The organism is Blastococcus sp. SYSU D00868, from assembly GCF_054050575.1.
Genome location: NZ_JBJGZO010000005.1, coordinates 169,174 through 193,668 on the forward strand (window position 1 = coordinate 169,174; position 24,495 = coordinate 193,668).

The window sequence follows — 24,495 nt, forward strand, 5'->3', positions numbered from 1 at the left end:
CGGCGGTCCTCAACTGCCGATCACGCCGCCGTCGTCCTTGGTGACCACGACGGTCGCCGAGCGGGGCGTGGTGATCCCGTCCAGCCGCGGCCAGGTGCTCCCGCCGTTCTCGCCCGGGTGCTGGAGGTTGACGAACAGCGTGCGCCGGTCGGGCGTCATCGCGATGCCGGTGACCTCGCAGCCGATCACGCCGGTGAGGAACCGGCGGACCTCCGGCTCGGCGGCGTAGGGCACACTCGCGTCGGCCACCAGCATCTGGTTGTTCGCCCCGCCGGGCTGCGAGCCGTCGGTCTGGACCCAGGCGCGGCGGTCCGGGTCGACCCACAGGCCGTCGGGCGAGCCGAAGGCGTCCTCGGCCGCGATCGTCGAGCCGTCCACGCCGCCGCCGGGACCCGCGAGCAGGAACAGGTCCCAGTCGAAGCGGGTACCGGTGTGGTCACCGTTCCGCTCGTCCCAGCGCACGATGTGGCCCCACCGGTTGGCCGCGCGCGGGTTGGGGGCGTTCGGCGCCGTGCGCGAGGTGTTGTTCGTCAGCGTGACGAACACGGTGCCGCTGACCGGGTCGACCGCGGTCCACTCCGGGCGGTCCATCGGGGTGGCGCCCGCGCGGTCGGCGGCCTGCCGGGTCCGCACCAGGACGTCGGCCTGGTCGGCGAAGCCGTTGGCCGCGGTGAGCCCGTTCTGGCCGTGGACCAGGGCCAGCCACTCACCACTGCCGTCCCCGTCGAACCGGGCGACGTAGAGGGTGCCCTCCGACAGCGGGTTCCTGCCGGCGCGGCGCATCTGCTCCCACGGCCGGGCGCTGACGTACTTGTAGACGTACTCGTTGACCTGGTCGTCGCCCATGTAGACCACCAGGCGGCCGTCCCGGGCGGTGTGGGTGCTGGCGTCCTCGTGCTTGAGCCGGCCGAGGGCCGTGTGCTTGACCGGCGTCGAGCGCGGGTCCATCGGGTCGATCTCGACGATCCAGCCGAACCGGTTCGGCTCGTGCGGGTCGGCGGCCGACACGACGAAACGCGGGTCGTGGTCGGCCCAGTAGAAGCTGTCCCCGCCGACGCCGTAGCGCGTCAGGTTCGCCTGCTCAGCCGCGGGCATGCCCGCCGCGTCGACGCGGAAGTACTGGTTGAAGTTCTCCTCGCAGGTCAGGTACGTGCCCCACGGGGTCTCGCCGTTGCCGCAGTTGTTGATCGTGCCCAGCGGCGTCCGGCCCGCCCGGTCGGCGGTGGTGCGCAGGAGCGCGGAACCGGCGGCCGGTCCGTCGAAGGTCATCGGCGTGTTCGCCGTGATCCGCCGGTTGAGGTCGGAGCGGACGACGGTCCACCCGTTGCGGCCCTGGGAGCGGACCTCGACGACGCTGACGCCGTGCGCGGCCTGGGACTTGCGCACCATCTCGGCGGTGTACTCGGCCCGCGTCGGCCGGCTCGTGGTGCCGGTCTGCAGGTAGAACTCGTCGGTGTACTCGTGGTTGACCACCAGCACGCCGTGCGTGTTGCCGGCGGCCGCGGGCCGGGTCGGGAAGTACGTCATGCCGTCGTGGTGGCTGCCGACCTGCTGGGCCTGCTCGTCGGCGGTGTTGCCGCCGGCCGTGGGCAGCCCCGGCCGGAACGCCGGCATCGACCCGGTGAGCGGCGTGCCCCAGGGGATGAACGGCCGCGCCGTGTAGCCGCGCGGGACGACGACGTCGTCGGCCACGCTCGGCGGGATCGCCTGGAAGCCGAGGACGGGGGCACCCGCCGCCGGCCGGCCGGGCGTCCCGCCGGGCGCCGCCGCGGCGCCGGGCGCCCGGACGACGCTCGCCGTGAGGAAGCCGGCCGCGGCGACGAGCCCGCCACCGAACAGGGAGCGGCGGGAGAAGCGCTCCTCGGCGAGGGCCCGGAACGGCGTGGCCGTCGAGGGGTTGCTGGAGAGGTCGTCGGGGTCGATCGCTGCGTCGTGGGCGCGGTCGGGCGACACGGTCATGGAAGGTGAGCTCCTGAGGTCCCGGGAGGGTTGCCGCCGGGACGCTAGGGAGTCGAGTCGACCGCCAGGTGTCCGGTCCGGGCACGGAACGTGAATCGCTCGATCACCGAGCGTTCACCTCAGCCGTGTATCCGGAACGGGATCGGGTGGCCCGGATCACGGGTCCGGCCCGCCGCCTCAGTCGGTGGGCGGCAGGACCAGCAGCCGCAGCAGCCGGTCGGCCTCCGCGTCCGGGTCGGTGGTGAGCCCGGTGTGCACCGGCCCGGTCTGGACCACGGTGCTGCGCGGCGCGGTGAGCCACCGGAACCGCGAGCCCAGCGCCTCCCGGCCCGCCGCGCCCGCGGCGCCGTCGGCGGCGCACACGTCGGCGACGGCCTGCAGGGCGCCGGCGATCGCCCCGGCGTCCGCGGTCGGGTCCAGCGCACGCAGCCGCTCGGGGTCCAGGTGCAGCCGGACGCCGAGGTAGTCCCGCTGCCGGCAGTAGACGATCACGCCGGCGTTGAGGAACTCGCCGCGCTCGACCCGCGGCACCACCCGCAGGACGGCGTACTCGAAGGTGTCCATCCCGTCCTTCACCGCTGGACACCCCGCTCCGACTCGCGCCTCACCGCTGGGTGACCCCCTCGGGCGGCGGCGGCCCCAGCCACGCCGGCCGGTTCTGCCCGATCCGGGGGCGCTGCCGGCCGGCGCCGCCCGCGGCCGCGGCCGCCACGAGCCCCGGCAGCCACGCGTCGCGGGCGGCCAGGCGGGCCAGCAGCTGGTCGACGTAGCGCCGCCGCACCGCGTCCGGCGGCTCGTCGGCCCCGGGGCCCTCCAGCCACTCGTCGGGCACCTGCGCCAGCACCTGCTCCAGCAGCGGCGGGGTCACCCGCGGCGCCAGGTCGGCGTCGGCGGCGCGGACGTCGGGGCGGCACTCCACCAGCGCGTGCTGGGCGGCGTCGTAGGGCCGGGCGACCGCGGCCGGGGCGCCGGGCCAGGAGTGGTGGAACGTCAGCGCGGCGCCGTGGTCGATCAGCTGCAGGCGGCCGTGCCAGAACAGCATGTTGGGGTTGCGCCAGGACCGGTCGACGTTGCCGATCAGCGCGTCGAACCACAGCACCCGCCCGGCGAGCTCCGCGCCGACCTCGGCCACCCCGGCCTCGAAGTCCAGCGCGCCGGGCAGGTAGTCCAGCCCGAGGTTGCGCCCCGCCGAGCGCTGCAGCAGCTCCTGCACCTCCTGGTCGGGCTCCCCCACCGCGAGCTCCGCGGCGACGTCGACGGTGACCAGCGCCGGAACCGGCAGGGCGAGCGCGCGGGCCAGCTCCCCGCAGACGACCTCGGCGACCAGCACCCGCACGCCCTGCCCGGCGGCCCGCCACTTGACCACGTAGGTGCCCAGGTCGTCGGCCTCCATGAGCCCCGGCAGCGAGCCACCCTCGCGCAGCGGGGTGACGTAGCGGGTGGCGGTGACGGCGGGCAGCACAGTGCTGGCCAACCTAGCGGCCGGGGCAGACTCGGCGGTGTGGGACTCCTGCGCGCCGTGACCCCGGCCGACCTCGCCGACGCCCCGTTCACCTACGCCGAGGTGGGTGCCACGGCGGACCCCGTGCTGCCGGCCGGCTACCGGCACTCCGAGCACACCGTCGTCGTCGGGTCGGGGCGCGCGGTGTTCGAGCGGACCGTCTCGGCGGTGTTCGGCTGGCGCGCGCAGCGCAGCGTCGGCCTGCGGGTGCGCGCCACCGGCCCCGCCACGCAACCGGGCACGGTCGTCGTCCTCACCGCCGGGCTGGACCGGCTGGGCTACGACATCCCGTGCCGGGTGGTCTGGGCGCGCACCGAGGGCGACGAGCGCGGCTTCGCCTACGGCACGCTGCCCGGCCACCCGGAGAGCGGCGAGGAGGCGTTCCTCGTGCGGATCGCGCCGTCGGGCGAGGTCACCGTGGTGTTGCGGGTCTTCTCGCGGCTGGCGTCCCCCGCCGCGCGGGTGGCCGGTCCGGCCGCGTGGGCGGCGCAGGCGCTGGCCACCAGGCGGTACCTGGCGGCGCTGCGCGCCGCGGCGCGCGGCTGAGGCGGCCGCTCAGGCCTCGCGGCGGGCGGCGACCGCCGCGGAGATCCGCTCGACCAGCTCCGCCGGGACCGGCCGCCCGTACCGCAGGTGGACGGCGTCCTCGCCCGACCGCGGCGGCGCCACCTCCGCCTCCAGCGCGCCGTCGAACACCGGCACCGGGTACAGCGCCGCGTGCTTCTCCCAGGCCGCGAAGTGCGGGCCGTAGCGGCCGCCGAGCATGGCGGCGGGCATCCCGTAGCGGATCGTCTCCGTCGCCCCGGGCATGCCGCGCAGCACGGCCGCGCGGACCTCGCCCAGCACCGCGCGCGCCTCGTCGGGCAGCGCGGCCAGGTACTCGTCGACGGTGGTCGGTGCGGTCACGCCGGCTCCTCGGGTCGGCGGTGCGGCGATCGTGCCGCACCCGGGGGACCGATGAGTCCGGCGCCGGGCGCCGGTCGGTACCGGCATGGGGCTCGCAGCGGACGTCGAGGCGGTGGTGGCCGGCGCGGTCGCCGAGGGGCAGGTGCCGGGCGCGGCCTGGTGGGCGGCGCGGGACGGCGAGGTGGCCCGCGGCGCCGCCGGCTCCCCCACCCCCGGCGGCGGGGAGGCGCTGCGGCCCGACGCGGTGTTCCGCATCGCCTCGACGACCAAGCCGATCGTCGCCGCGGCCGCGCTGGCGCTGGTCGACGACGGGCTGCTCACCCTCGACGAGCCGGTCGACCGCCTGCTGCCGGAGCTGGCCGGCCGGGTGGTGCTCGCCGACCCGGCCGACGCCGGCGCCGGCACGGTGCCGGCCGACCGGCCGATCAGCGTCCGCGACGTGCTCACGTTCCGCCTCGGGCTGGGCATCGACTTCACCGCGCCCTGGCCGACGCCGACCCTCGCGGCGCTGGCCGCCACCGGGCTGCCGGCCGGGCCCCCGCAGCCGCAGGCCGCGCCCCCGCCCGACGAGTGGCTGCGCCGGGTGGCCACGGTGCCGTTGGCGTACCAGCCGGGGCAGCGGTGGCTCTACCACCTCGGGGCGAGCGTGCTCGGCGTGCTGGTGGCCCGCGCGACCGGCCGGCCGCTGCCCGAGGTGCTCGCCCAGCGGGTGCTCGCGCCGCTGGGCATGCGCGACACCGGCTTCGGTGTGCCCGAGCACGCCCGCGACCGGCTCGGCCCGCACTGGACGCCGCCGGACGGGGACGGCCGGCGCGACTGCTACGACCCGGCCGACGGCCAGTGGGCCCGCCCGCCGGCGTTCCCGGACGGCGGCGACGGGCTGGTGTCCACCGTCGACGACGTGGCGGCGTTCGCCGCGATGCTGGGCGCCGGTGGGTGCGCGGCCGACGGCCGGCGGGTGCTCGCCGCCGGCACCGTCGCGGCGATGCTCACCGAGCAGGCCGGCCCGGTCGACGACGAGGGCGGCGGCTGGGGGCTGGGGATCGGCGTCCGCCGCGCCGACGAGTCCGGCGGCCGGTCGGCGGGCTCCTACGGCTGGGACGGCGGGCTGGGCAGCTCCTGGTGGACCGACCCGGTCACCGGCGCGACCGGCGTGCTGCTGACCAACCAGCTGTGGGCCTCGCCCCAGCCGCCGCCGGTGTTCGACGCCTTCCGCGCGGCGGTGTTCGGCCCGCGCTGACCGCCGCTCACGCCGGGACGACGATCTTCCAGTAGGAGTCCTTGCGGCGGATCCGGCCGTCCGGCGCCAGGTCGTACAGGTCGCAGCCGCGGACCCGCAGCCGCTCCCCCGCCGCCGTGGTGCCCGTCAGCAGCCAGCGGGAGACCGCGTGGTCCCCGCAGGACCAGTGCTCGTCCTCGCCGTAGTGCACGTCCGGGATCCCGGCGAACCGGCCCGCCAGCCCCTCGCGCACGGCCGCGCGGCCGCAGAACCGCGTCCCCCAGGGGTCGGTCCCCCGCGGCATCTCCAGGACGCAGTCGTCGGTGAAGAAGGCCATGATCCGGTCCAGGTCGTGCGCGTTGAACGCCTCGAGGAGCCCGCTCAGTGCCTGCTCGTCGGCCACGCCGGGAGTCTGCGCCGCCCGCGGGGCGCCGGACGAGGGTCGTCGGTCACCGGACGTCGCGGCGCTCCAGCACCAGCGCGCCCAGGGCCCACGCGCCGACCGCCCAGGCGCCGCACACGGCCAGCCCGACCGGCCAGCCGGTGGCGACGGCGAGGAACGCGTCCTCCCCCACCCGCAGCGCCGGCAGCGCCTGCGAGGCCGCCGACGCCCACCGGCCGCCGGCCAGCGCGCACACCGGGGGCAGCACGAACACCAGCGCCATGCCCAGCCCGACGCCGCCGGCCGTCGACCGCAGCAGCGTGCCCAGCCCCACCGACAGCACGGCGACCAGGACCGCCCCCGCCACCTGCAGCCCCAGCACGCGCAGCACCGCCGGATCGGTCAGCGACACCCCGCCGGGCACCGCGACCAGCGCCCGCGCGGCGACCGCGCACAGCACCGCGAGCGCCGCGCTCAGCAGCGCCGTCCACGCCGCGACGACGGTGGTGGTGGCGGCCAGCCACGCCGTCCGGCGGGGCACCGCGACCAGCGCCGAGACCGCGCTGCCGGTGCCGAACTCCGCGCTCACCGCGAGCACGCCCAGCACGACGAGCACGAGCTGGCCGAAGCCGAAGCCGGTGAGCGCCACCCCCACGGCGACGTCGGCGCGCGCGGACGTCGGCGTCCCCGCCGCCGCCAGCCAGCCGAAGCCGCCCACGACGACGAGGTAGGCCGCGGTGCACCACCACGTGGAGCGCACCGAGCGCAGCCGCACCCCGGCGCCGGCCAGCAGGTCGGCGCTCACGCCGGCCCGGCCCGGTACTCGACCTCGCCGCCGGTCAGCGCGAGGTAGGCCGCCTCCAGCGAAACGACGACCCGGGAGAGCTCGTGCACCGGCACGCCGGCGGCGAAGGCGACGTCCCCCACGCCGGCCGCGTCCAGGCCCTCGACCCGCAGCGCGCCGTCCGGCTCCAGCTCCACCCGCGCGCCGGCCCGGCGCAGCGCCGAGCCCAGCAGCGGCGCGGACGGGCTGCGCACCCGGACGGCGGCCGAGGCGCCGAGCAGCTCGGCCATCGGGACGTCGGCGAGCAGCCGCCCCCGGCCCAGCACCACGAGGTGGTCGGCGGTGTCCTCCATCTCGCTCATCAGGTGGCTGGAGACCAGCACCGTGCGCCCCTCGGCGGCCTGCGAGCGCAGCAGCTCCCGGACCCACCGGATGCCCTCCGGGTCCAGCCCGTTCACCGGCTCGTCGAGCAGCAGCACCTCCGGGTCGCCCAGCAGCGCGGCGGCGATGCCCAGCCGCTGCCCCATCCCGAGCGAGAACCCCCCGATCCGGTCGTACGCCACGGCCTCGAGACCGACGAGGTCGACCACCTCGTCCACCCGGCGCCGGGGCAGGCCGGTGGACCGGGCCAGGGCGAGCAGGTGGGCGTGCGCCGTCCGCCCCGGGTGGGAGGCGCGCGGGTCGACCAGCGCCCCGACCCGGCGCAGCGGCCGGTCCAGCCGCCGGTACGGGACGCCGAGCACGGTCGCCGTCCCCGCGGTGGGCCGGGCCAGGCCGAGCACGCAGCGCATCGTCGTCGTCTTGCCCGAGCCGTTCGGGCCGAGGAAGCCGGTCACCCGGCCGGGCTCGACGCGGACGGTGAGGTCGTCGACGGCGACGCGGTCCCCGTAGACCTTCGTCAGCCCGTCGAGCTCGATCACGCGGCGATCATCGCGACCCGGCCGCGCCGGGCGGGGAAGGCGCGGCGGTGGTCAGTCCCCCGCGCGGACGGCCGCCCGCTCCCGCTGGATCAGCTCCTTGCTGCGGACCAGCCGGAGGAACGTCACGACGAACAGCCCGCCGGCGACGTTGAGCACCGTCGTGTACCAGAACCACGCGAGCCAGTCGGCGTAGCCCATCGGGCCGCCCGCGTGGATGGCGCCGAAGACGATCAGCGAGTCGAGGATGCTGTGGAACAGCACCAGGCCCGCGAGCAGGAAGGCGCCCGCCACGGCGGCGGCCAGCTTGCCGGCCTCGGACGCCGCGCCGTGCTGCATGCGGGTCATCAGCGTGATGAAGGCGCCGGCCAGCAGGGCCAGGCAGACCGCGGCGAGGTCCAGCGGGGCGTCGACGAACGTCCGCGCCGACTCGACCGCCGTGGCACCCAGCTCGGGGAGCGCGTGCACGACGAGCCACATGACCACCCACCCGCCGGCGAGGTTGGCGACCAGCGTGCCCGCCCACAGCTTCGCCAGCTGCGCCGGGGCCGCCCGCTTGGCGACCACGGCGGTGACCGGCACCAGGAAGCCCTCGGTGAACAGCTCGCTGCGGGCCAGCATGAGGGCGATGAACCCGATGCTGAAGGCCAGGCCGGCCAGCAGGTGGCTGCGGGTCTCGGCGTAGACGGCGAGCAGCGCGACCACGCCCGCCCCGACCTCCAGTCCCCCGGCGAAGCCGGTGGTCAGGACTTCCCGCCACGAGCGGTGCAGCCGCTGGGCGCCCTCGTCGACGATCCGGTCGAACGCCTGGACGACCTGGTCCTCGGCCGGGGCGTCGGTCTCGCCCAGCTCCTCGCGTGCGCTGACCATGGGGACCCCTCCGCGCGGCGCCCTCGTCCGGCCGGTGCTGACCGGCCACCGCGTCGCGGGCGGCTCTACCCCGCCGGCCGGCCGGCACACCGGCGGCCGCGGCGGTCACAGCCGGTGGAGCAGCAGCACCTCGTCGCGGTCGTCGCCGGGCGCCACCCGGATCGCGCCGGGCATGCGGCCGAACACCTGGTAGCCCAGCCGCTCGTAGAAGCCCTCGAGGCCGTAGCCGCCGCGCACGGTGAGGTGCAGGAACTCCAGGCCGCGGGCGCGGGCCACGTCGTGCACGCCGGCCATGAGCACCCGGCCCAGGCCCTGCCCCTGCCGGGAGGGGTGCACCTGCACCCGCAGCACCGTCGCCCAGTGCCGGCGCAGCGGGCTGACCGAGGTGGACAGCACCGCGAAGCCGGCCGGCTCGCCGTCGACCCGCAGCAGGCACAGGACCTGCGAGCCGGCGTGCACCCGCTCGACCAGCGCGTCCAGGACCGGCTCGACGACGTCGGGGGTGACGGGGGCGACGAAACCCACGGCGCCGCCGGCGTTGGTGACGTCGGTCCACATCCGCAGCAGGACGGCGCGGAGGTCGTCGTCGACGCAGGTGGTCGCGGTGACCTCGGCGTGCGGCATGCCGCGATCCTCCCGCCCCGGCGACGCGGCGCCGCGCGCGCCCCCCTGGGCAGCGGCGGGACGATGGTGCAGGCTGCGCCGACCCGTCGCAGCGACGGACGCACCACGACAGACGGGGAACACACGTGACACGCGGGCGCAGGGCGCGGTCCGGGACGGCGGCGCTCACCGGCGCACTGCTCGCGGGCGGGGTGGTGCTGGCCGGGTGCACCACGGAGGTGGGAGGCAGCGCCAGCCCGGCGCCCGCCCCGGGCGCCGACGGGTACGGCGACCCCTACTTCCCGCTCGACGGCAACGGCGGCTACGACGTCGGCAGCTACGCGCTGGAGCTGCGCCTCGACCCGGACACCGACGTCCTCGGCGGCACGGCCACGGTCGTCGCGACCGCGACGCAGGGCCTGTCGGCGTTCAACCTGGACCTGTTCGGGTTCGAGGTGTCGTCGGTGACCGTGGACGGCGAGGAGGCGGAGGTGGCCCGCGACGGCGGCGAGCTCACCGTCACCCCGGCGGCCGGGATCGACGAGGGCGCGGAGTTCACCACGGTCGTCGCCTACGAGGGCGTGCCCGAGCCGCTGGACGACGGCCTGGGCCTGGCCGGCTTCATCCAGACCGGCGACGGCGCCCTGGCGGCCGGCCAGCCCGACGTCGCCGCCAGCTGGTTCCCGGTGAACGACCACCCGGCCGACGCGGCCTCGGTGGAGGTGGCGATCACCGTCCCCGAGGGGCTGGAGGGCATCTCCAACGGCGAGCTGGTCGACAGCTCCACCGAGGACGGCTGGACGACGTGGCGCTGGTCGGCGGAGCAGCCGATGGCGCCGTACCTCGTGACGCTGGCCGTCGGTGAGTTCGACATCCGGGAGTACGAGGAGGACGGCATCCGCTACTGGGACGCCGTGGACCCCGCGCTGGAGGACGAGCGCGCCCGGGGGTCGGCGACGGTGGCGGGGGTCGCGCGGGACTCGCTGGCGCTGCAGCCCGAGGTCATCGCGGTGCTGTCCGAGTGGTTCGGGCCGTACCCGTTCGACGTGGCCGGCGGCATCGTCGACGACGTCCCGGACCTGGGCTTCGCGCTGGAGAACCAGACCCGCCCGGTCTACGCCCCGGTGTTCTTCACCGACCCCAGCAGCGGCGAGACCGTGGTCGTGCACGAGCTCGCCCACCAGTGGGCCGGCGACAGCGTCCGCCTGGCCGGCTGGCAGCACATCTGGCTCAACGAGGGGTTCGCCACCTACGCCGAGTGGCTCTGGGCCGAGGCGCAGGGCACGTCCACCGCGCAGGAGCAGTTCGACCGGCTGGCGCGGACGCCCGCCGCCAACCCGTTCTGGCGGGTGGCGATCGGCGACCCCGGCCCGGAGACCGACGGCCTGTTCTCCGAGTCGGTCTACTACCGCGGCGCGATGACGGTGCACGCGCTGCGGCAGGAGGTCGGCGAGGAGGCCTTCACCGAGATCACCCGCGAGTGGTTCGGCTCCGCGGCCGGCGAGGCGGTGACCACCGACGACTTCGTCGCGCTGGCCGAGGAGGTCTCCGGCCGGCAGCTCGACGAGCTGTTCGCCGAGTGGCTCGGCGAGGGCCGGCCGGCCTCGCTGGGCTGAGCTACCCCGGAGAGCCGTGCTGGTCGGCCTCCCTGCAGGGGCCCGCCGCGAGCTCGCGAGCGGTGGGGGGCAGGGAGGTCCTCCGTCAGCCGCTGGGGCCGAACCGCTCCACGCGGATCAGCGGCGCCGGCACGCCGAGGCCCGTCAGCAGCCGGGTGGCCGCCTCGGCGAACGGCGTCGAGCCGCACACGTAGACGTCCTGCCCGTCCTCCCACAGCGGCACGAGGTCCGCGGCGGTCAGCCGGCCGGGCGGGCGGATCCCCGACGCCTCGCGGCTGGTGAGCACCACCGCCCCGGCCGCCTCCAGCTCCGCGGCGTAGGGCAGCAGGGCGCGGGTGCGGGCGGAGACGGCGATCCGCAGCAGCTCCGGCCGGCCGAGCTCGGCGGCGGTGCGCAGCATGGACACGAACGGGACGACGCCGGTGCCGCCGGCCACCAGCAGCGCCGGGCGCTCGCCCTCCCAGACGAACCAGCCGCCGATCGGGCCGCGCACCTCCAGCTCGTCGCCGGGTTCGACGACGTCGGCGAGGAAGGTCGACACCTCGCCGTCGTCCAGCCGCTCCACCAGCAGCTCGACCAGCGGGTCGGCCGGGGACGACGCCAGCGAGTAGGACCGCTGGGCGCGGTAGCCGTCCTCGGCGGTCAGCCGGACGACGTAGTGCTGGCCGGCCAGGTGGTCGACGCGGTCGGGCACCTCCAGCCGCAGCCGGACGGTGCGCGCGGTCGGCCGGTCGACCTCGCGCACCGTCGCCGTGCGCCAGCCGCCGGCCGGCGCCCGGGAGCCGAGGCCCTGGATCGGGTCAGTCACCCTGGTACCGCTGCTCGAGCCACGGGTCGCCGCGGTCGTGGTAGCCGTTCTGCTCCCAGAAGCCGGGCTGGTCGCGGGTCATCAGCGTCAGCCGGGTGACCCACTTGGCGCTCTTCCAGAAGTACAGGTGCGGGACGAGCAGCCGCACCGGGCCGCCGTGCTCGACCGGCAGCGGGCCGCCGTCGTACTCCCAGACCACCCAGGCCTTGCCGCCGGTGACGTCCTCCAGCGGCAGGTTGGTGGTGTAGCCGGTCTTGGACGTCGCCATGACGAAGTGCGCCTCGGCGGTCGGGCGGGCGGCCTCGAGCAGGGTGTCGACGCTGATCCCGGCGAACCAGGTGTCGAACTTCGACCACGTCGTCACGCAGTGGATGGCGCCGCGGTACTCCGACCGCGGCAGCGCGTGCGCCTCGTCCCAGCTCCACGTGGTGGGCTGCTCCACCTTGCCGTCGACGGTGATGCTCCACGTCTCGGGGCTGATCCGCGGGGTCGGCTCGGCCGTGAGCACCGGCCAGTCGCTGCCGGCGTCGTACTGGCCGGGGGGCAGCCGCGAGTCGCGGTCTCGGCGGCGGCCCAGGAAGCCGCGGGTCGGTCCTGCCACGGTCGTCGTCCTCTCGTCGGAGATCTCCGAGCCTGCCCGACGATCGCCGAGGTCACGATTCGGACACCGACCTGCGATCCCACCGCGGGAATCGGGCATTAGGCAACCCTTACATGAGCTGAGTCACCTGCCGTTTACCTGGCCGCTCGGAGTGCCACGACCTAGCGTTAGGGCTCGTGGTGACGGTGACGACGCAGTCCGGCCAGCGCAGGGCGCCCAAGGCCGCGAAGACCAGTTCGGTCTTCAAGAAGGTGGTGATGGCGGTCAGCGGCATCATCCTGGTGCTGTACCTGATCGCCCACATGATCGGGAACCTCAAGGCGTTCTTCGGCGCCGAGGACTTCAACCACTACTCGCACTGGCTGCGGACGCTGGGCAACCCCGCACTGCCGGGCTCCACCCTGCTGTGGATCATCCGCATCGTGCTGCTGGCCGCGGTCGCCGCGCACATCTGGGCCGCGGTCTCGCTGTGGCGCCAGGCCAAGCGCGCGCGCCCCCAGGGCTACGTCACCAAGAAGGCGGTGGCGCAGAGCTACGCCTCGCGGACGATGCGCTGGGGCGGGGTCATCATCGCCGCCTTCGTGATCTGGCACCTGCTCGACCTGACGTTCGGGGCGGTGAACAGCGAGGGCCACGACAGCACGCCCTTCGACCGGCTGCTGGCCAGCTTCCAGAACCCCGTGTCGGTGATCTTCTACACGATCGCCGTGGTCCTCGTCGGGATGCACCTGCGGCACGGCATCTGGAGCGCCACGCAGACCCTCGGGCAGAGCAACCGGCGCCGGGAGGTGACGGTCAACTACGCGGCCACCGCGATCGCGACCGTCATCACCGTCGGCTTCCTGCTCACGCCCTTCGCCGTCCTCTTCGGCATCATCGAGTAAGGACTCCCAGGCATGCCTCTCGACCTGTTCACCGTCGGCGACCCGATCGCCGACACCAAGGCGCCCACCGACGTCCCGATCGGCGAGCGCTGGAGCGAGCGCCGCTTCCGGGGCCGCCTGGTCAACCCGGCCAACCGCCGCAAGATGACGATCATCGTCGTCGGGACCGGCCTGGCCGGCGCCTCGGCCGCCGCGACCCTCGGCGAGGCCGGCTACCAAGTCAAGTCGTTCTGGTACCAGGACAGCCCGCGGCGCGCGCACAGCGTCGCCGCGCAGGGCGGCATCAACGCGGCGAAGAACTACCGCAACGACGGCGACAGCGTGCACCGGCTGTTCTACGACACGGTCAAGGGCGGCGACTTCCGCGCCCGCGAGAACAACGTGCACCGCCTCGCCGAGGTCAGCGTCAACATCATCGACCAGGCCGTGGCCCAGGGCGTCCCGTTCGCCCGCGAGTACGGCGGCCTGCTCGACAACCGCTCCTTCGGTGGCACCCAGGTGTCGCGGACCTTCTACGCCCGCGGCCAGACGGGCCAGCAGCTGCTGTACGGCGCCTACCAGGCGCTGGAGCGGCAGATGGCCGCCGGCACGGTGGAGCAGCACGCCCGCACCGAGATGCTCGACCTGATCATCGTCGACGGCCGGGCCCGCGGCATCGTCGCCCGCGACCTGGTCACCGGCGAGCTCAGCACGCACTACGGCGACGCCGTCGTCCTGGCCACCGGTGGGTACGGCAACGTCTTCTACCTGTCGACGAACGCCAAGGGCTCCAACGCCACGGCGATCTGGCGGGCGCACAAGCGTGGCGCGTACTTCGGCAACCCCTGCTACACGCAGATCCACCCGACCTGCATCCCGGTGCACGGCGAGTACCAGTCGAAGCTCACGCTGATGAGCGAGTCGCTGCGCAACGACGGCCGCGTGTGGGTGCCCAAGGAGCGCGGCGACACCCGCGACCCGCGGCAGATCCCCGAGGACGAGCGCGACTACTTCCTCGAGCGGCGGTACCCGGCCTTCGGCAACCTGGTGCCCCGCGACATCGCCTCCCGCGCGGCCAAGAACGTGTGCGACGAGGGCCGCGGCGTCGGCCCCGGCGGGCTGGGCGTGTACCTGGACTTCGCCGAGGCCATCCAGCGGCTGGGCCGCAAGGCCGTCGAGGCCAAGTACGGCAACCTGTTCGACATGTACGCCCAGATCACGGGCGAGGACCCCTACGCGACGCCGATGCGGATCTACCCCGCCGTCCACTACACGATGGGCGGGCTGTGGGTGGACTACGACCTGCAGTCGACGATCCCGGGGATGTTCGTGATCGGCGAGGCCAACTTCTCCGACCACGGCGCCAACCGGCTCGGCGCCAGCGCCCTGATGCAGGGCCTGGCCGACGGCTACTTCGTGCTGCCGGCGACCATCACCGAGTACCTCGCCGACGGCCCCTTCCCCAGGGTCGACGACAGCCACCCGGCGGCCCAGGAGGCCGTCCAGGGCGTCACCGAGCAGATCCACAAGCTGCTGTCGATCCAGGGCACCCGCAGCGTGGCCTCCTTCCACCGGGAGCTGGGCCAGCTGATGTGGGACTACTGCGGGATGGAGCGCACGGACGAGGGACTGCGCAAGGCCATCGACCGCATCCAGGAGATCCGCCAGGAGTTCTGGAGCAACGTGAAGGTGCTCGGCACCTGGAGCTCGTTCAACCAGAACCTCGAGCACGCCGGCCGGGTGGCCGACTTCATCGAGCTCGGCGAGCTCATGTGCATCGACGCCCTGCACCGCCGCGAGAGCTGCGGCGGCCACTTCCGGGCCGAGAGCCAGACCCCCGACGGCGAGGCGCTGCGGGACGACGAGAACTTCGCCTACGTGGCGGCGTGGGAGTGGACGCCGCAGGGCACCGCCCCCGTGCTGCACCGCGAGGACCTCGCCTACGAGTACGTGCACCTCGCCCAGCGCTCCTACAAGTGACGAACCAGCGGAGTCAGCAGTGACGATGACTGAGGACGGCCCCCGGGCCGCCACGGCGCCCCACCAGGAGCGCACCATGCGGGTGACGCTGCGGATCTGGCGTCAGCCGAACGCCGCCTCCCCCGGCAAGATGGTCAGCTACGAGCTGGACGACGTCTCCCCCGACATGTCGTTCCTCGAGATGCTCGACGTGCTCAACGAGCAGCTGATCATGGCCGGCGAGGACCCGGTGTCCTTCGACCACGACTGCCGCGAGGGCATCTGCGGCATGTGCGGCGTCATGATCAACGGTCGCGCCCACGGCAACGGGCTGCACGACGGCCACCCGCAGACGACGACCTGCCAGCTGCACATGCGGTCGTTCAAGGACGGCGACGTCATCGACGTCGAGCCGTGGCGGGCGACGGCGTTCCCGGTGATCAAGGACCTCGCCGTCGACCGGCGGGCGCTCGACCGGATCATCCAGGCCGGCGGCTACATCAGCGCCCCGACCGGCACCGCGCCCGAGGCGCACTCGGTGCCGGTGCCGAAGAAGGACGCCGACTTCGCCTTCGACGCCGCGACCTGCATCGGCTGCGGCGCGTGCGTGGCGGCCTGCCCGAACGCGTCGTCGATGCTGTTCACCGCGGCCAAGGTCACCCACCTCGGGCTGCTGCCGCAGGGACAGCCCGAGCGCAACGACCGGGTGGTCAACATGGTCGCCCAGCAGGACCGCGAGGGCTTCGGCGGCTGCACCAACATCGGCGAGTGCTCCGCGTCCTGCCCGAAGGGCATCTCGATGGAGACCATCTCCCGGCTCAACCACGACCTGCTCGGCGCGCTGCGCGCCGGCGCCCGGCCGAAGAGCTGATGTAAGGACCCCGTCCTCCTCACCCCTCACGAGCTCGGGGCGAGCCTCTGGACGGGGCCAGGAACGCCGCCGGCGGGCGGGGACCCCTCGCGGGTCCCCGCCCGCTCGCGTTCCCGGGGGCGGCGGTCGCCGTCCTCCCTCACCGCAACGCGTCCTCCCTCACGGTGTGCGGTGAGGGAGGACGCGCCACGATCAGGTCACCTGATCCCGGCCGGTGCGTCGAGGCGCTCGAGGATCGTCGCGTTGGCCAGGCCGCCGGCCTCGCACATCGTCTGCAGCCCGTAGCGGGCGCCCCGCTGGTGCAGCGCGTCGACCAGCGTCGTCATGATCCGGGCGCCGCTGGCACCCAGCGGGTGGCCGATCGAGATGCCGCCGCCGTTGACGTTGACCTTGTCGGTGGTCACGCCCGTCTCCGCCTGCCAGGCCAGGACGACGGAGGCGAAGGCCTCGTTCACCTCGAACAGGTCGACGTCGCCGATGGACAGGCCGGCCCGGCGCAGCGCCTTCTCCGTCGCCGGGACGACCGCGGTCAGCATCATCAGCGGGTCGTCGCCGACGACGGTCATGGTGTGGATGCGGGCGCGCGGCCGGAGCCCGAGCTCGCGGGCCTTCTCGCTGGTGGTCACGAGCAGCGCGGCGGCGCCGTCGTTGAGCGGGCTGCTGTTGCCGGGCGTCACCCTCCACTCGGTGAGCTGCGGGAAGCGGGCCGCGATCCGCTCGTCGGCGAAGGCCGGGCGCAGCCGGGCCAGGGTCTCCAGGTCGGTGCCCGGCCGCACGGTCTCGTCGGTGGTCACCAGGGCGAGCGAGCCGTCGGCCTGGCGGGCCTTGACGGGCACGACCTGGTCGGCGAACAGGCCGGCGGACCAGGCCTCGGCGGCGCGGGCGTGGCTGCGGGCGGCGTACGCGTCCAGCTGCGTCCGGGACAGCCCCCAGCGGGCGGCGATGAGCTCGGCCGCCACGCCCTGGCTGACCCCGCCCTCGGGGTAGCGGGCGGCGTAGCGCTCCCCCATCACGTCCTCGGCGCCGCGGGCCGCGCTGCCCATGGGCACGCGGCTCATCGACTCCACCCCGCCGACGACGGCGACGTCGTAGGCGCCGGAGATCACGCCCTGGGCGGCGAAGTGCACCGCCTGCTGGCTGCTCCCGCACTGCCGGTCGACCGTCGTCGCCGGCACGTGCTCCGGGAAGCCGGCCCCGAGGGCGGCGCGCCGGGCGATGTTGGCCGCCTGCTCCCCCGCCTGCGACACGCAGCCGACGATCACGTCGTCGACCACCGCCGGGTCGACGCCGGATCGCTCGACGAGGCTCTCCAGGGTGCCGGCGAGCAGGTCGGCCGGGTGCACCCCGGCCAGCGACCCGCCGGGCTTGCCCTTGCCGACCGGCGTCCGGACGGCCTCCACGATCACCGCGTCCCGCATGGCGGGCCTCCTCAGTTCGATTCTCCAACCGACGAGGCGGCACGCTAGCCGGAGTCGGTTTGATGTGCAAACCTAGAGCCATGACGTCCGCCGTCGACCTCGCCGAGCTGCCCGGCCGCCCCTGCTCGATCGCCGCCGCCCTGGAGCTGGTCGGCGAGCGCTGGTCGCTGCTGGTCGTCCGCGAGGTGTCGCTGGGCAACCACCGCTTCAGCGACATCGCCCGCGGCACCGGCGCGCCCCGCGACCGGCTGACCGCCCGGCTCAACGCCCTCGTGGCCGCCGGCGTGCTGGAGAAGCGCCCGTACAGCGACTCCCCGCCGCGCTCGGGCTACCACCTGACGCCGGCCGGGCGGGACCTGCTGCCGGTGCTGCAGGCGCTGCTCCAGTGGGGGAACCGGTGGGCCGCCGACGAGCCGCCCGTCCGCCTCACCCACGCCCCCGGCGACTCCGCCGCCCACGAGGTGGACGCCGAGTGGGTCTGCCGCACCTGCGGCGAGCCCGTCATGGGCTCCCGGGTCACCCGCGAGCTCACCCCCGCCGGCCGGGTGCTGTCCGGCCTGCCCGCCGACGAGGAGTCCGACGATGAGCGCTGACCCGACCGCCGCCGAGGCGCCGCCCGCCTGGGGCGAGCCCCGCTCGCGCACCGTCACCTGGTACGACCCGATGGTCACCGCGGCGGGCGCGCTGGAGCGCTCGGGCCTGGAGACGCTGGAGGCGCTGCGGGACGGCGTCCTGCCCCCGCCGCCCATCGTGCCGCTGGTGCAGATGGACCTGGTCGCCGTCGAGGCCGGCCGGGTGGAGTTCTCCTGCCTGGTCGACGAGTCGGTCTACAACCCGATCGGCGTCGTCCACGGCGGGCTGGTGTGCACCCTGCTCGACACCGTCGCCGGGTGCGCCGTCCACTCGACCCTGCCCCGGGGCACCGGCTACACCTCGATCGAGCTGAAGGTGACCTACCTGCGCGCGGTCACCGCCGACAGCGGGCCGCTGCGCGCGGTGGGCCGGGTGGTCAAGCCCGGCCGGCGGGTGGCCTTCGCCGAGGGCGAGGTGTTCGACGCCGCCGGCCGCAGCGTGGCCACGGCGTCGAGCTCGCTGCTGGTCTTCCCGATCCCCGGCTGACCGTCGGCAGCACGGCTAACCGGCGTGCGGCGCGGCCCCCTCGGGCAGGATCCGCGCGAGCAGGTCGGCGTCCACCAGGCCCGCGGTGCCGAACCGGCGGCCGATCTCGACGAACTGCGGCGCGACCTCGGCCAGCTCGCTGAGCATCCCCCGGGCGGCGTCCTCGCGGCCGGCCAGCCCGGCGACCACGGCGCGCCACAGCACGTGGTCGGGCTCGGTGTGCGGATCGGGCAGCCGCAGCGCCTCCAGCACCCGGTCGGCGGTGACTGCGTCGCCGCCGATGGCCTGCTGGAAGGCGCGGACGACGTCCTGGTAGCGGGACAGCCGGACGACGAGCGCGTCGAGCTCGCCGACCGGGTCCTCGGAGTCGTCGACCCGCAGGTCCACGACGGTGTCGCGCCACGGCCGGCCGGTCGTGGTGGCCCGCACGACGAACACCGCCGCCGACCGCCGCCCGCGCAGGTCCCCGCCGGCGTCCTCCCCCGCGTGCAGCGCCAGCAGCAGCCGCTGGGCGAGCGGCCCCTCGGTGGTCTCGAAGGTGGCGACCATCGACTCCCACACCCGCGGCCCGGTCACCATGTTGGCGAGCGCGACGCAGCCCTCCCCCACCATGTGCCCGGCGTCGGCGACGCACGCCTCGCCGGTGTAGGCGGCGAGGTCACCGGAGACGTCGAGGACGGCGACCTGCCGCAGCTCGGGGTTCGGGTCGACACTGCGCAGCGCGGTCAGCACCTCCTGGGCGGTGAAGCCCCCGCGCAGCAGGTCCAGGCCGATCTGCCCGTACATCGGCTCGCCCATCGACTGGCTGGCGATCACCCCCTGGCCGGGGAGGGCGAAGGGGACGCCGCTGCCGACGGCGAACGCCTGCGACTGGGTGGCGACGCCCATCTCCCCGGTCGTGGTGTCCCGGGCGACGATCGAGTAGGTCACGCGCAGCCGCCTGCCCCCATCGGGACACCGCGCAAACACCGGCCCGGTCTTGCGGAGACCTTGCGGGAGGGCGGCGGGCGGCCTGCGGTTCGGGGCCGAGAGTCCTCCCTGCCGGCGGAACAGCCCGCCCGGCAACCGGACTGGAGGAACCTGAGATGACGTCTTCCCGCAACGTCGTCGCCCGCCGCCGCACCCAGGTGCTCGGCTCGCTGGGCGTCGTGGCCGCTGCCGCCGCCGTGGCCGGCCTGGGCACGTTCGGCACGTTCACCGACAGCACGACCCCGATCTCGACGCAGGTCTCGACCGGCACCGTCTCGATCGACGTGAGCCAGCGCGGCGCCGCCGTCCCGGTGACCACCGCCGGCTTCGTGCCGGGCGACTCGATGACCCGCGCGGTCGACCTCGTCAACGACGGCACCTCGCCGCTGGGCCAGGTCAGCCTGGCATCCTCGGCCGCCGCCGGCGTGCTGACCAGCGACCCCACCTCTGGCCTGCAGCTGTCGGTGCGCTCCTGCCCGGCCGCGTGGACCCAGGGCGGCACGCCGTCCGCGCCGACCTACACCTGCTCGGGCGGGGCCTCGACGCTGTACTCCGGCCGCGCGGTGATGGACGCCCCGCTCGCCGGCGTCGCCAGCCTGCAGCCCGGCGGGGTCGACCACCTGGTGTTCACGCTGTCGCTGCCGACGTCGGCCGGCGACGCGTTCCAGGACCAGAGCGCGACGCTCGCGCTGACCTTCACCGGCGTCCAGCGCGACGGCGCCGCTCGCTGACCCGGCCGCCCCCGCCCCGCCGTCCGCGGGGTCACGGCGGAGGGGGCAGGCCACGCCGACGCCCCCCGCTCCCCCTGGCCCGGGAGCGGGGGGCGTCGTCGCGTCCGCGCGCGGGGAGTCCCCGCGCGGCGGCCGGCGCTGCTAGCTTCCGCGACCGCCCGGCGGCCGGGCACGAGGGAACGGGAGGCAGGCGGGTGCAGGAGCACGAGCGGGAACTGGCCGAGGCCGACGCTCGGCGGGCGCGGCGGGAGCGGCGCTGGGGACGGATCGGCTACTGCCTGGCCGCGGCCGGCGTGCTGGCCCTGTTCTCGGAGTTCGTGCTGCCCGTGGACCGCAGGATCACCATCGGCATCGCCGTCGCGCTGTGGGCGGTGGCCGCCCCCTTCCTGATCGCTGCGGACTGGCGGCGCCGGGTCGGCGGCGGGGGCCACCTGGGCGCGAACTCCTCGGGCGGGCTGCTCGGCCTGGTGTCGGCCTTCTTCCGCTGACCCGGCTCAGCGGCTCTGCAGCGCGTCCAGGGCCACGGCCATCGACGCCGCGACCCGGAAGTCCAGCCGCGGGTCGTGCACCGTCACGTCGTAGCGGTCGCGGACGGACTTGCGCCGTTCGCTGGTCATCACCGGCGTCCCGGTGGCGGTGTCGACGAAGTCGAAGTGGAAGACGAACGGCACCCAGACGTCGCCGACGTAGGGGATCACCGTCCAGATCCGGCGCAGCAGCGCGATGACCGGACGGCGCTCCTGCCCGACGGCCTGCAGGCCGGGCATCGACAGGTCCCAGGTGGAGCGCAGCAGGCTGGCGCCGAACCGCTTGCCGAAGCTCCCCAGCGCGTTGCCGTGCTCGTCGAGCACGTCGTGCTGGGCGTGCACGTCCAGCCGCTGCCGGGCCTTGAAGGAGAACACCGGGCGGCCGTCGGCGGTGAAGACGACCTCCTCCCGGAGCTTCATCCGCTTCTGCTCGGCCAGCGCCAGCAGCGGTCCGTCGCTGCCGTCGGGCTGGGTGGCGACCAACTCGTAGCGGTTGACCATGACGGTGATCCGCTGGTGCACGGAGAAGCGCGGCACCACCATCGGGGCGGGCTGGGTCACGGTGGGCTCCCGTCGTCGTGGGTGGTCCGGGTTGCGGCCCGGCGCCAGTCCCGTGGCGCCATGCCGTACTCGGCCCGGAACCGGCGGCTGAAGTAGGAGGGGTCGCCGAACCCCCAGCGGCGGGCGACCGCGCCGATCGCGCGCCCGCTGTGGGCGAGGTCGTCCCGGGCCCCGCGCAGCCGCTGGCCGATGACCTCCTGCTCGAGGCTCGCCCCGGCGGCGGCGAACATCCGGTACAGCTGGCGGACCGAGACGGCGTGCGCCCGCGCGATCCGCTCGACGTCCAGGTCGGGGTCCCGCAGGTGCTGCCGCACGTAGGCGCGCACCTGGCCGAGCAGCGTGCCGGGGTGTCCGCCGGGCAGCGGGCGGCCCGCGGCCGAGGCGAGCAGGGCCCGGGCCAGGTCGACCGTCGCCGCGGCGAGGGTGTGCGCCTGCGGCTCGCGGGCGAGCCGCTCGGCGTCCCGGGTGAGGTGGACGACGTGTGCGCGCACGAGCGGGAAGAGCGGGCTGCGGTGGGCGACCGGCACCGCCGCGCGGACGACGTCGACCGGGAGCCCGAGCCGCTGGGCGGGGATGCGCAGCGCCCGGCAGGCCCCTGCACCTGCCCACCGGTACTCGTAGGGCGCCGACACGTCGGTCACCGACAGCCCGCCGGCCGGCACCACCCGCTGGACGCCGGCCTGCTCCTGCCGGGCGCTGCCCACCTCCTGGACGGCGAGGGACACCACCGACGCGGGGTCGGCGCGGGCGTGCCGGGCGGTCCGCAGCAGGGACAGGTCACCGGTGAGCTCGGCCCGCATCACCGACACCCCGCCGAGGTCCCAGCCGTCGAGCCGGGCGGAGGCCGCCGCGTGCGGGTCGGGGAAGCGCACCCGCGAGGACATCGAGGCCTCGAGCAGCTCGGAGACCGCGCCGGCCCGCCGCTCGCCCGGCGGCAGCGCGGCGGTGTCGACGAGCGTGACCACGGTGCCTCCAGTCCGGCCGGGAACCGGCCGCGTCGCCGGGAGGACGCGATCGTGGCGGCGGGCGCGCGGGCGTGTAAAGGGCCGGGACCCGGCAGGCAGGGTCCAGGACCGGTCGGGCAGGGCACCGTGCGCCGGCCGTCACCGGCCCTAGCGTCGCGGCGTCGCGGCCGCCGGTCGCCGCGCCCCTCGTCCGTCCGGGAGGACCCGTGAGCGCCGCCGAACCCGTCCCCGTCGTCCTGGTCCACGGGCTCTGGCTGCACGCGAGCAGCTGGGCGCCGTGGGCCGAGCTGCTGACCGCGCGCGGCTACGCGCCGGTGGCCCCGGGCTGGCCGGGCGAGCCGCCCACCGTCGCGGAGGCCCGGGCGCACCCGGAGGCGGTGGCCGGCGTGGGCATCGGCGAGGTCACCGACCACCACGCGCGGGTCATCGCCGAGCTGCCCGCCCCGCCGGTCGTCATCGGGCACTCCTTCGGCGGGCTGGTGGCGCAGAAGCTGCACGGGATGGGGCTGACCCGCGCGTGCGTGGCGCTGTCGCCCGCGCAGTTCCGGGGCAACCTGACGCTCCCGCCGGCGCAGCTGCGCACCGCCTGGCCGGTGCTCTCCCGTCCGCAGCTGCGCAGCCGCACCTGGGCGCACACCCCGGACAGCTTCGCCCGCGGCTTCGCCAGCGCCGTCCCCCGCGAGGAGTCCGACCGGCTGTACGCGGCGTACGCCATCCCCTCCCCCGCCCGGCCGCTGTTCCAGGCGGGGCTGGCGGCGTTCGCCCCGCGCGGCGCCGCCACGGTCGACGTCCACCGCAGCCGCGGGCCGCTGCTGGTTATCGGCGCGGGCCGCGACCGCACCGTGCCCGAGGCGACCTCGCGGACGGCCTACCGGATCCAGCGGCGGCACGGCGGCGGCATCACCGAGTTCGTGTCGTTCCCCGACCGGGGCCACTCGCTGGGCATCGACGTCGGCTGGGCGGAGGTCGCCGGGACGGCGCTGGACTTCCTGGACCGCCACTCCGTCGGTGCGGCGGCCGCGGACCCGCCGGTGGTGCCGCAGCCCTGACCGCGGCGCTGACCGGCGATCAGGCCGGCGGGCTCTCCTGCCCGGCCTCGAGGAGGCGCAGCCGCTGCTCGACCTGCGCCAGCCGGTCCTCCACCGAGGCGTCGCCGTGCCCGGCCGACGGGTCGCCGTCCTCCCCGGCGCCGGGCCGGACGGCCATGCCGGCCAGTGCGGCGCTCAGCCGGCCGACGAGCGAGGCGGCCTCCTCCGGGGTCAGGCGGACCGTGCCGGCGCAGCGGTCGTCCCGCCAGAAGCTGACGGTCAGCAGGCCCGCGTCGACGTGCGGCGAGACGCGCACGGCGCGGGTGAGCCCCCGGGCGCTCTCCCAGGTCCAGGAGTCGGAGCGGAGGGGGACGACGGTCATGCGCCGAGGGTGACCGTCCGCTGCCCCGCCGTCAACGATCCGGCGCACGGCCGCGACCTGCGCCGACGCCGCCGGTGTGCAACGGGTTCACCCCGGCCGGGCGGGGTACGGCGCGGTCCGGACGGCCGCAGAGCGCGGGCCGCAGAGGAGGAGCGACTCATGGGCAAGCTGTCGTTGGCGTTCGGCATCGGCGTGGGCTACGTGCTCGGCACGCGGGCCGGACGCGCGCGGTACGAGCAGATCCAGCAGGCCGCCACGCGCCTGACCGAGCGGCCGGAGGTGCAGCAGGCCGTGGGCAAGGTGCGCGAGAGCCTGCCGCCGCAGCTGCAGGGCGCGGTGGACGGGCTGACCAAGCACGCGCCGGCCGCGTCGAGCGGCGGCAGCGGGGCGGCCAACGGCGGCGCGGCCGGCGGCGGGTTCCCGCTGGAGGACGAGGAGCCGGTCGCCCAGACGTTCTCCGCCTTCACCGAGCGCACCGCCGACGACCCGTCCACGGAGCAGGCCGGCGCCGGCGGCACCCCGGCCCCCGTCGACCCGGCCGCGGTCGACGAGGAGCCGGTCGCCCAGACGTTCTCCGCGTTCACCGAGCGCACCGCCGACGAGCCCACCACCGAGCAGTCCCGCTAGCCCCTCCCCGCGCTCATCGCGTGGGCGGCGCGGGCGGCGCGCCGGTCGGCGGCGTCCCGCCCGCGCCGGGGCCACCGGGCGCGGCCATGCCGCCCCCGGTCGGCGTGGTGGCCGCGCCGACGCCGGAGGGAGGGCAGGTGGCGCCGGCTGAGCAGCGTGCCGACGTCGAAGCCCAGCCCCTGGCCGACGAGCTCCTCTCCGGCGCTGGGCGCGCGCGGTGGGTCCGCCGGCAGCGACACGGATCGGGCACAGCCCCTTCCCTCCGGACGACGTCCGTGGTCGGATGCGCCCCACCGCCATGCGGCGGCG

General features: G+C 75.6%; 28 protein-coding genes. 12 read left to right on the forward strand and 16 right to left on the reverse strand.

The window, feature by feature from the left end:
• Positions 1-9 precede the first annotated feature (9 nt).
• The 3 genes from ACI79F_RS06735 to ACI79F_RS06745 all read right to left on the reverse strand — a co-directional run bounded on the left by ACI79F_RS06735 (position 10) and on the right by ACI79F_RS06745 (position 3,421).
• On the reverse strand, positions 10-1,959 hold the full coding sequence (locus ACI79F_RS06735) for a PhoX family protein (protein WP_456546289.1): 1,950 nt from the start codon (positions 1,957-1,959) through the stop codon (positions 10-12).
• A 177-nt stretch (positions 1,960-2,136) separates the two neighbouring features.
• The gene (locus tag ACI79F_RS06740) at positions 2,137-2,523 is read right to left on the reverse strand and encodes a DUF3037 domain-containing protein (RefSeq protein WP_456546288.1); all 387 of its coding nucleotides are present in this window, start codon (positions 2,521-2,523) and stop codon (positions 2,137-2,139) included.
• Between the two features lie 40 nt (positions 2,524-2,563).
• Positions 2,564-3,421 carry a HipA family kinase gene (locus tag ACI79F_RS06745; RefSeq protein WP_456546287.1) on the reverse strand — a complete coding sequence of 286 codons (858 nt, stop codon included), beginning with the start codon at positions 3,419-3,421 and terminating at the stop codon, positions 2,564-2,566.
• A 39-nt stretch (positions 3,422-3,460) separates the two neighbouring features.
• Between ACI79F_RS06745 and ACI79F_RS06750 the strand changes: the two genes are divergently transcribed.
• Positions 3,461-4,006 carry a DUF1990 family protein gene (locus ACI79F_RS06750; protein WP_456546286.1) on the forward strand — a complete coding sequence of 182 codons (546 nt, stop codon included), beginning with the start codon at positions 3,461-3,463 and terminating at the stop codon, positions 4,004-4,006.
• 9 nt (positions 4,007-4,015) lie between these two features.
• Here the strand turns inward: ACI79F_RS06750 and ACI79F_RS06755 are convergent, their stop codons facing one another.
• Positions 4,016-4,366 (reverse strand): iron chaperone, encoded by a 351-nt coding sequence (locus ACI79F_RS06755; RefSeq protein ID WP_456546285.1) that lies wholly within the window; start codon positions 4,364-4,366, stop codon positions 4,016-4,018.
• Positions 4,367-4,451: 85 nt separating this feature from the next.
• Here ACI79F_RS06755 and ACI79F_RS06760 point away from each other — a divergent pair, with 85 nt between their 5' ends.
• A complete protein-coding gene (locus ACI79F_RS06760) occupies positions 4,452-5,606 on the forward strand; it encodes a serine hydrolase domain-containing protein (protein ID WP_456546284.1) in 1,155 nt (384 codons plus the stop codon).
• A gap of 7 nt (positions 5,607-5,613) precedes the next feature.
• On the opposite strand, the gene ACI79F_RS06765 is transcribed toward ACI79F_RS06760, so the two are convergent.
• The 5 genes from ACI79F_RS06765 to ACI79F_RS06785 form a co-directional block, all read right to left on the reverse strand.
• The gene (locus tag ACI79F_RS06765; RefSeq protein ID WP_456546283.1) at positions 5,614-5,988 is read right to left on the reverse strand and encodes a nuclear transport factor 2 family protein; all 375 of its coding nucleotides are present in this window, start codon (positions 5,986-5,988) and stop codon (positions 5,614-5,616) included.
• A 46-nt stretch (positions 5,989-6,034) separates the two neighbouring features.
• The gene (locus ACI79F_RS06770; RefSeq protein WP_456546282.1) at positions 6,035-6,772 is read right to left on the reverse strand and encodes a hypothetical protein; all 738 of its coding nucleotides are present in this window, start codon (positions 6,770-6,772) and stop codon (positions 6,035-6,037) included.
• Entirely contained in the window at positions 6,769-7,671 is a 903-nt protein-coding gene (locus tag ACI79F_RS06775; RefSeq protein ID WP_456546281.1) for an ATP-binding cassette domain-containing protein, read from the reverse strand. The genes ACI79F_RS06770 and ACI79F_RS06775 overlap by 4 nt, the downstream gene beginning before the upstream one ends.
• Before the next feature lie 51 nt (positions 7,672-7,722).
• Positions 7,723-8,538, reverse strand: coding sequence for a formate/nitrite transporter family protein (locus tag ACI79F_RS06780; RefSeq protein WP_456546280.1), 816 nt, complete (start codon positions 8,536-8,538; stop codon positions 7,723-7,725).
• Between the two features lie 105 nt (positions 8,539-8,643).
• Positions 8,644-9,162 (reverse strand): N-acetyltransferase family protein, encoded by a 519-nt coding sequence (locus ACI79F_RS06785; RefSeq protein ID WP_456546279.1) that lies wholly within the window; start codon positions 9,160-9,162, stop codon positions 8,644-8,646.
• Between the two features lie 125 nt (positions 9,163-9,287).
• Between ACI79F_RS06785 and ACI79F_RS06790 the strand changes: the two genes are divergently transcribed.
• A complete protein-coding gene (locus ACI79F_RS06790; RefSeq protein WP_456546278.1) occupies positions 9,288-10,757 on the forward strand; it encodes a M1 family metallopeptidase in 1,470 nt (489 codons plus the stop codon).
• Positions 10,758-10,842: 85 nt separating this feature from the next.
• Here the strand turns inward: ACI79F_RS06790 and ACI79F_RS06795 are convergent, their stop codons facing one another.
• Both ACI79F_RS06795 and ACI79F_RS06800 read right to left on the reverse strand, forming a co-directional pair.
• Positions 10,843-11,565 (reverse strand): FAD-binding oxidoreductase, encoded by a 723-nt coding sequence (locus ACI79F_RS06795; RefSeq protein ID WP_456546277.1) that lies wholly within the window; start codon positions 11,563-11,565, stop codon positions 10,843-10,845.
• Positions 11,558-12,166 (reverse strand): sulfite oxidase-like oxidoreductase, encoded by a 609-nt coding sequence (locus tag ACI79F_RS06800; protein WP_456546276.1) that lies wholly within the window; start codon positions 12,164-12,166, stop codon positions 11,558-11,560. The genes ACI79F_RS06795 and ACI79F_RS06800 overlap by 8 nt, the downstream gene beginning before the upstream one ends.
• Before the next feature lie 176 nt (positions 12,167-12,342).
• On the opposite strand from ACI79F_RS06800, the gene ACI79F_RS06805 reads away from it, so the two are divergent.
• The 3 genes from ACI79F_RS06805 to ACI79F_RS06815 are packed head-to-tail and all read left to right on the forward strand — an operon-like array spanning position 12,343 to position 15,859.
• Complete coding sequence (locus tag ACI79F_RS06805) at positions 12,343-13,050, forward strand: succinate dehydrogenase cytochrome b subunit (protein WP_456546275.1); 708 nt, start codon at positions 12,343-12,345, stop codon at positions 13,048-13,050.
• A gap of 12 nt (positions 13,051-13,062) precedes the next feature.
• Complete coding sequence (locus tag ACI79F_RS06810; protein ID WP_456546274.1) at positions 13,063-15,009, forward strand: fumarate reductase/succinate dehydrogenase flavoprotein subunit; 1,947 nt, start codon at positions 13,063-13,065, stop codon at positions 15,007-15,009.
• Between the two features lie 25 nt (positions 15,010-15,034).
• Positions 15,035-15,859 carry a succinate dehydrogenase/fumarate reductase iron-sulfur subunit gene (locus ACI79F_RS06815; protein ID WP_456546366.1) on the forward strand — a complete coding sequence of 275 codons (825 nt, stop codon included), beginning with the start codon at positions 15,035-15,037 and terminating at the stop codon, positions 15,857-15,859.
• Positions 15,860-16,056: 197 nt separating this feature from the next.
• Here ACI79F_RS06815 and ACI79F_RS06820 read toward each other — a convergent pair whose 3' ends face one another.
• Positions 16,057-17,277 (reverse strand): thiolase family protein, encoded by a 1,221-nt coding sequence (locus ACI79F_RS06820; RefSeq protein WP_456545549.1) that lies wholly within the window; start codon positions 17,275-17,277, stop codon positions 16,057-16,059.
• 80 nt (positions 17,278-17,357) lie between these two features.
• On the opposite strand from ACI79F_RS06820, the gene ACI79F_RS06825 reads away from it, so the two are divergent.
• Together ACI79F_RS06825 and ACI79F_RS06830 are read left to right on the forward strand one after the other, a co-directional pair.
• Positions 17,358-17,870, forward strand: a complete 513-nt coding sequence (locus ACI79F_RS06825; RefSeq protein WP_456545548.1) for a winged helix-turn-helix transcriptional regulator — start codon at positions 17,358-17,360, stop codon at positions 17,868-17,870.
• Positions 17,860-18,396, forward strand: coding sequence for a PaaI family thioesterase (locus ACI79F_RS06830; RefSeq protein WP_456545547.1), 537 nt, complete (start codon positions 17,860-17,862; stop codon positions 18,394-18,396). Before ACI79F_RS06825 ends, ACI79F_RS06830 begins: the two co-directional genes overlap by 11 nt.
• 15 nt (positions 18,397-18,411) lie before the next feature.
• On the opposite strand, the gene ACI79F_RS06835 is transcribed toward ACI79F_RS06830, so the two are convergent.
• Positions 18,412-19,326 (reverse strand): DUF1028 domain-containing protein, encoded by a 915-nt coding sequence (locus tag ACI79F_RS06835; RefSeq protein WP_456545546.1) that lies wholly within the window; start codon positions 19,324-19,326, stop codon positions 18,412-18,414.
• 155 nt (positions 19,327-19,481) lie between these two features.
• Between ACI79F_RS06835 and ACI79F_RS06840 the strand changes: the two genes are divergently transcribed.
• Positions 19,482-20,096, forward strand: a complete 615-nt coding sequence (locus ACI79F_RS06840) for a TasA family protein (protein ID WP_456545545.1) — start codon at positions 19,482-19,484, stop codon at positions 20,094-20,096.
• Positions 20,097-20,290: 194 nt separating this feature from the next.
• Positions 20,291-20,584 carry a hypothetical protein gene (locus tag ACI79F_RS06845; RefSeq protein WP_456545544.1) on the forward strand — a complete coding sequence of 98 codons (294 nt, stop codon included), beginning with the start codon at positions 20,291-20,293 and terminating at the stop codon, positions 20,582-20,584.
• A gap of 6 nt (positions 20,585-20,590) precedes the next feature.
• On the opposite strand, the gene ACI79F_RS06850 is transcribed toward ACI79F_RS06845, so the two are convergent.
• Together ACI79F_RS06850 and ACI79F_RS06855 are read right to left on the reverse strand one after the other, a co-directional pair.
• Positions 20,591-21,184 carry a hypothetical protein gene (locus tag ACI79F_RS06850; protein WP_456545543.1) on the reverse strand — a complete coding sequence of 198 codons (594 nt, stop codon included), beginning with the start codon at positions 21,182-21,184 and terminating at the stop codon, positions 20,591-20,593.
• Positions 21,181-22,149 carry a helix-turn-helix domain-containing protein gene (locus ACI79F_RS06855; RefSeq protein ID WP_456545542.1) on the reverse strand — a complete coding sequence of 323 codons (969 nt, stop codon included), beginning with the start codon at positions 22,147-22,149 and terminating at the stop codon, positions 21,181-21,183. The genes ACI79F_RS06850 and ACI79F_RS06855 overlap by 4 nt, the downstream gene beginning before the upstream one ends.
• A 206-nt stretch (positions 22,150-22,355) precedes the next feature.
• Here ACI79F_RS06855 and ACI79F_RS06860 point away from each other — a divergent pair, with 206 nt between their 5' ends.
• Positions 22,356-23,198 carry an alpha/beta hydrolase gene (locus tag ACI79F_RS06860; protein ID WP_456545541.1) on the forward strand — a complete coding sequence of 281 codons (843 nt, stop codon included), beginning with the start codon at positions 22,356-22,358 and terminating at the stop codon, positions 23,196-23,198.
• 19 nt (positions 23,199-23,217) lie between these two features.
• Here ACI79F_RS06860 and ACI79F_RS06865 read toward each other — a convergent pair whose 3' ends face one another.
• Complete coding sequence (locus tag ACI79F_RS06865; protein ID WP_456545540.1) at positions 23,218-23,559, reverse strand: hypothetical protein; 342 nt, start codon at positions 23,557-23,559, stop codon at positions 23,218-23,220.
• Between the two features lie 159 nt (positions 23,560-23,718).
• Between ACI79F_RS06865 and ACI79F_RS06870 the strand changes: the two genes are divergently transcribed.
• Positions 23,719-24,186, forward strand: coding sequence for a hypothetical protein (locus tag ACI79F_RS06870; RefSeq protein ID WP_456545539.1), 468 nt, complete (start codon positions 23,719-23,721; stop codon positions 24,184-24,186).
• Positions 24,187-24,495: the final 309 nt, after the last annotated feature.

Excerpts from the sequence above, each read along its gene's own strand:
- ACI79F_RS06735 (WP_456546289.1), bottom strand. The coding sequence starts at position 1,959 with ATGACCGTGTCGCCCGACCGCGCCCACGACGCAGCGATCGACCCCGAC.
- ACI79F_RS06740 (WP_456546288.1), bottom strand. The coding sequence starts at position 2,523 with ATGGACACCTTCGAGTACGCCGTCCTGCGGGTGGTGCCGCGGGTCGAG.
- ACI79F_RS06760 (WP_456546284.1), top strand. The coding sequence starts at position 4,452 with ATGGGGCTCGCAGCGGACGTCGAGGCGGTGGTGGCCGGCGCGGTCGCC.
- ACI79F_RS06780 (WP_456546280.1), bottom strand. The coding sequence starts at position 8,538 with ATGGTCAGCGCACGCGAGGAGCTGGGCGAGACCGACGCCCCGGCCGAG.
- ACI79F_RS06785 (WP_456546279.1), bottom strand. The coding sequence starts at position 9,162 with ATGCCGCACGCCGAGGTCACCGCGACCACCTGCGTCGACGACGACCTC.
- ACI79F_RS06810 (WP_456546274.1), top strand. The coding sequence starts at position 13,063 with ATGCCTCTCGACCTGTTCACCGTCGGCGACCCGATCGCCGACACCAAG.
- ACI79F_RS06815 (WP_456546366.1), top strand. The coding sequence starts at position 15,035 with ATGACTGAGGACGGCCCCCGGGCCGCCACGGCGCCCCACCAGGAGCGC.
- ACI79F_RS06820 (WP_456545549.1), bottom strand. The coding sequence starts at position 17,277 with ATGCGGGACGCGGTGATCGTGGAGGCCGTCCGGACGCCGGTCGGCAAG.
- ACI79F_RS06825 (WP_456545548.1), top strand. The coding sequence starts at position 17,358 with ATGACGTCCGCCGTCGACCTCGCCGAGCTGCCCGGCCGCCCCTGCTCG.
- ACI79F_RS06830 (WP_456545547.1), top strand. The coding sequence starts at position 17,860 with ATGAGCGCTGACCCGACCGCCGCCGAGGCGCCGCCCGCCTGGGGCGAG.
- ACI79F_RS06840 (WP_456545545.1), top strand. The coding sequence starts at position 19,482 with ATGACGTCTTCCCGCAACGTCGTCGCCCGCCGCCGCACCCAGGTGCTC.
- ACI79F_RS06865 (WP_456545540.1), bottom strand. The coding sequence starts at position 23,559 with ATGACCGTCGTCCCCCTCCGCTCCGACTCCTGGACCTGGGAGAGCGCC.
- ACI79F_RS06870 (WP_456545539.1), top strand. The coding sequence starts at position 23,719 with ATGGGCAAGCTGTCGTTGGCGTTCGGCATCGGCGTGGGCTACGTGCTC.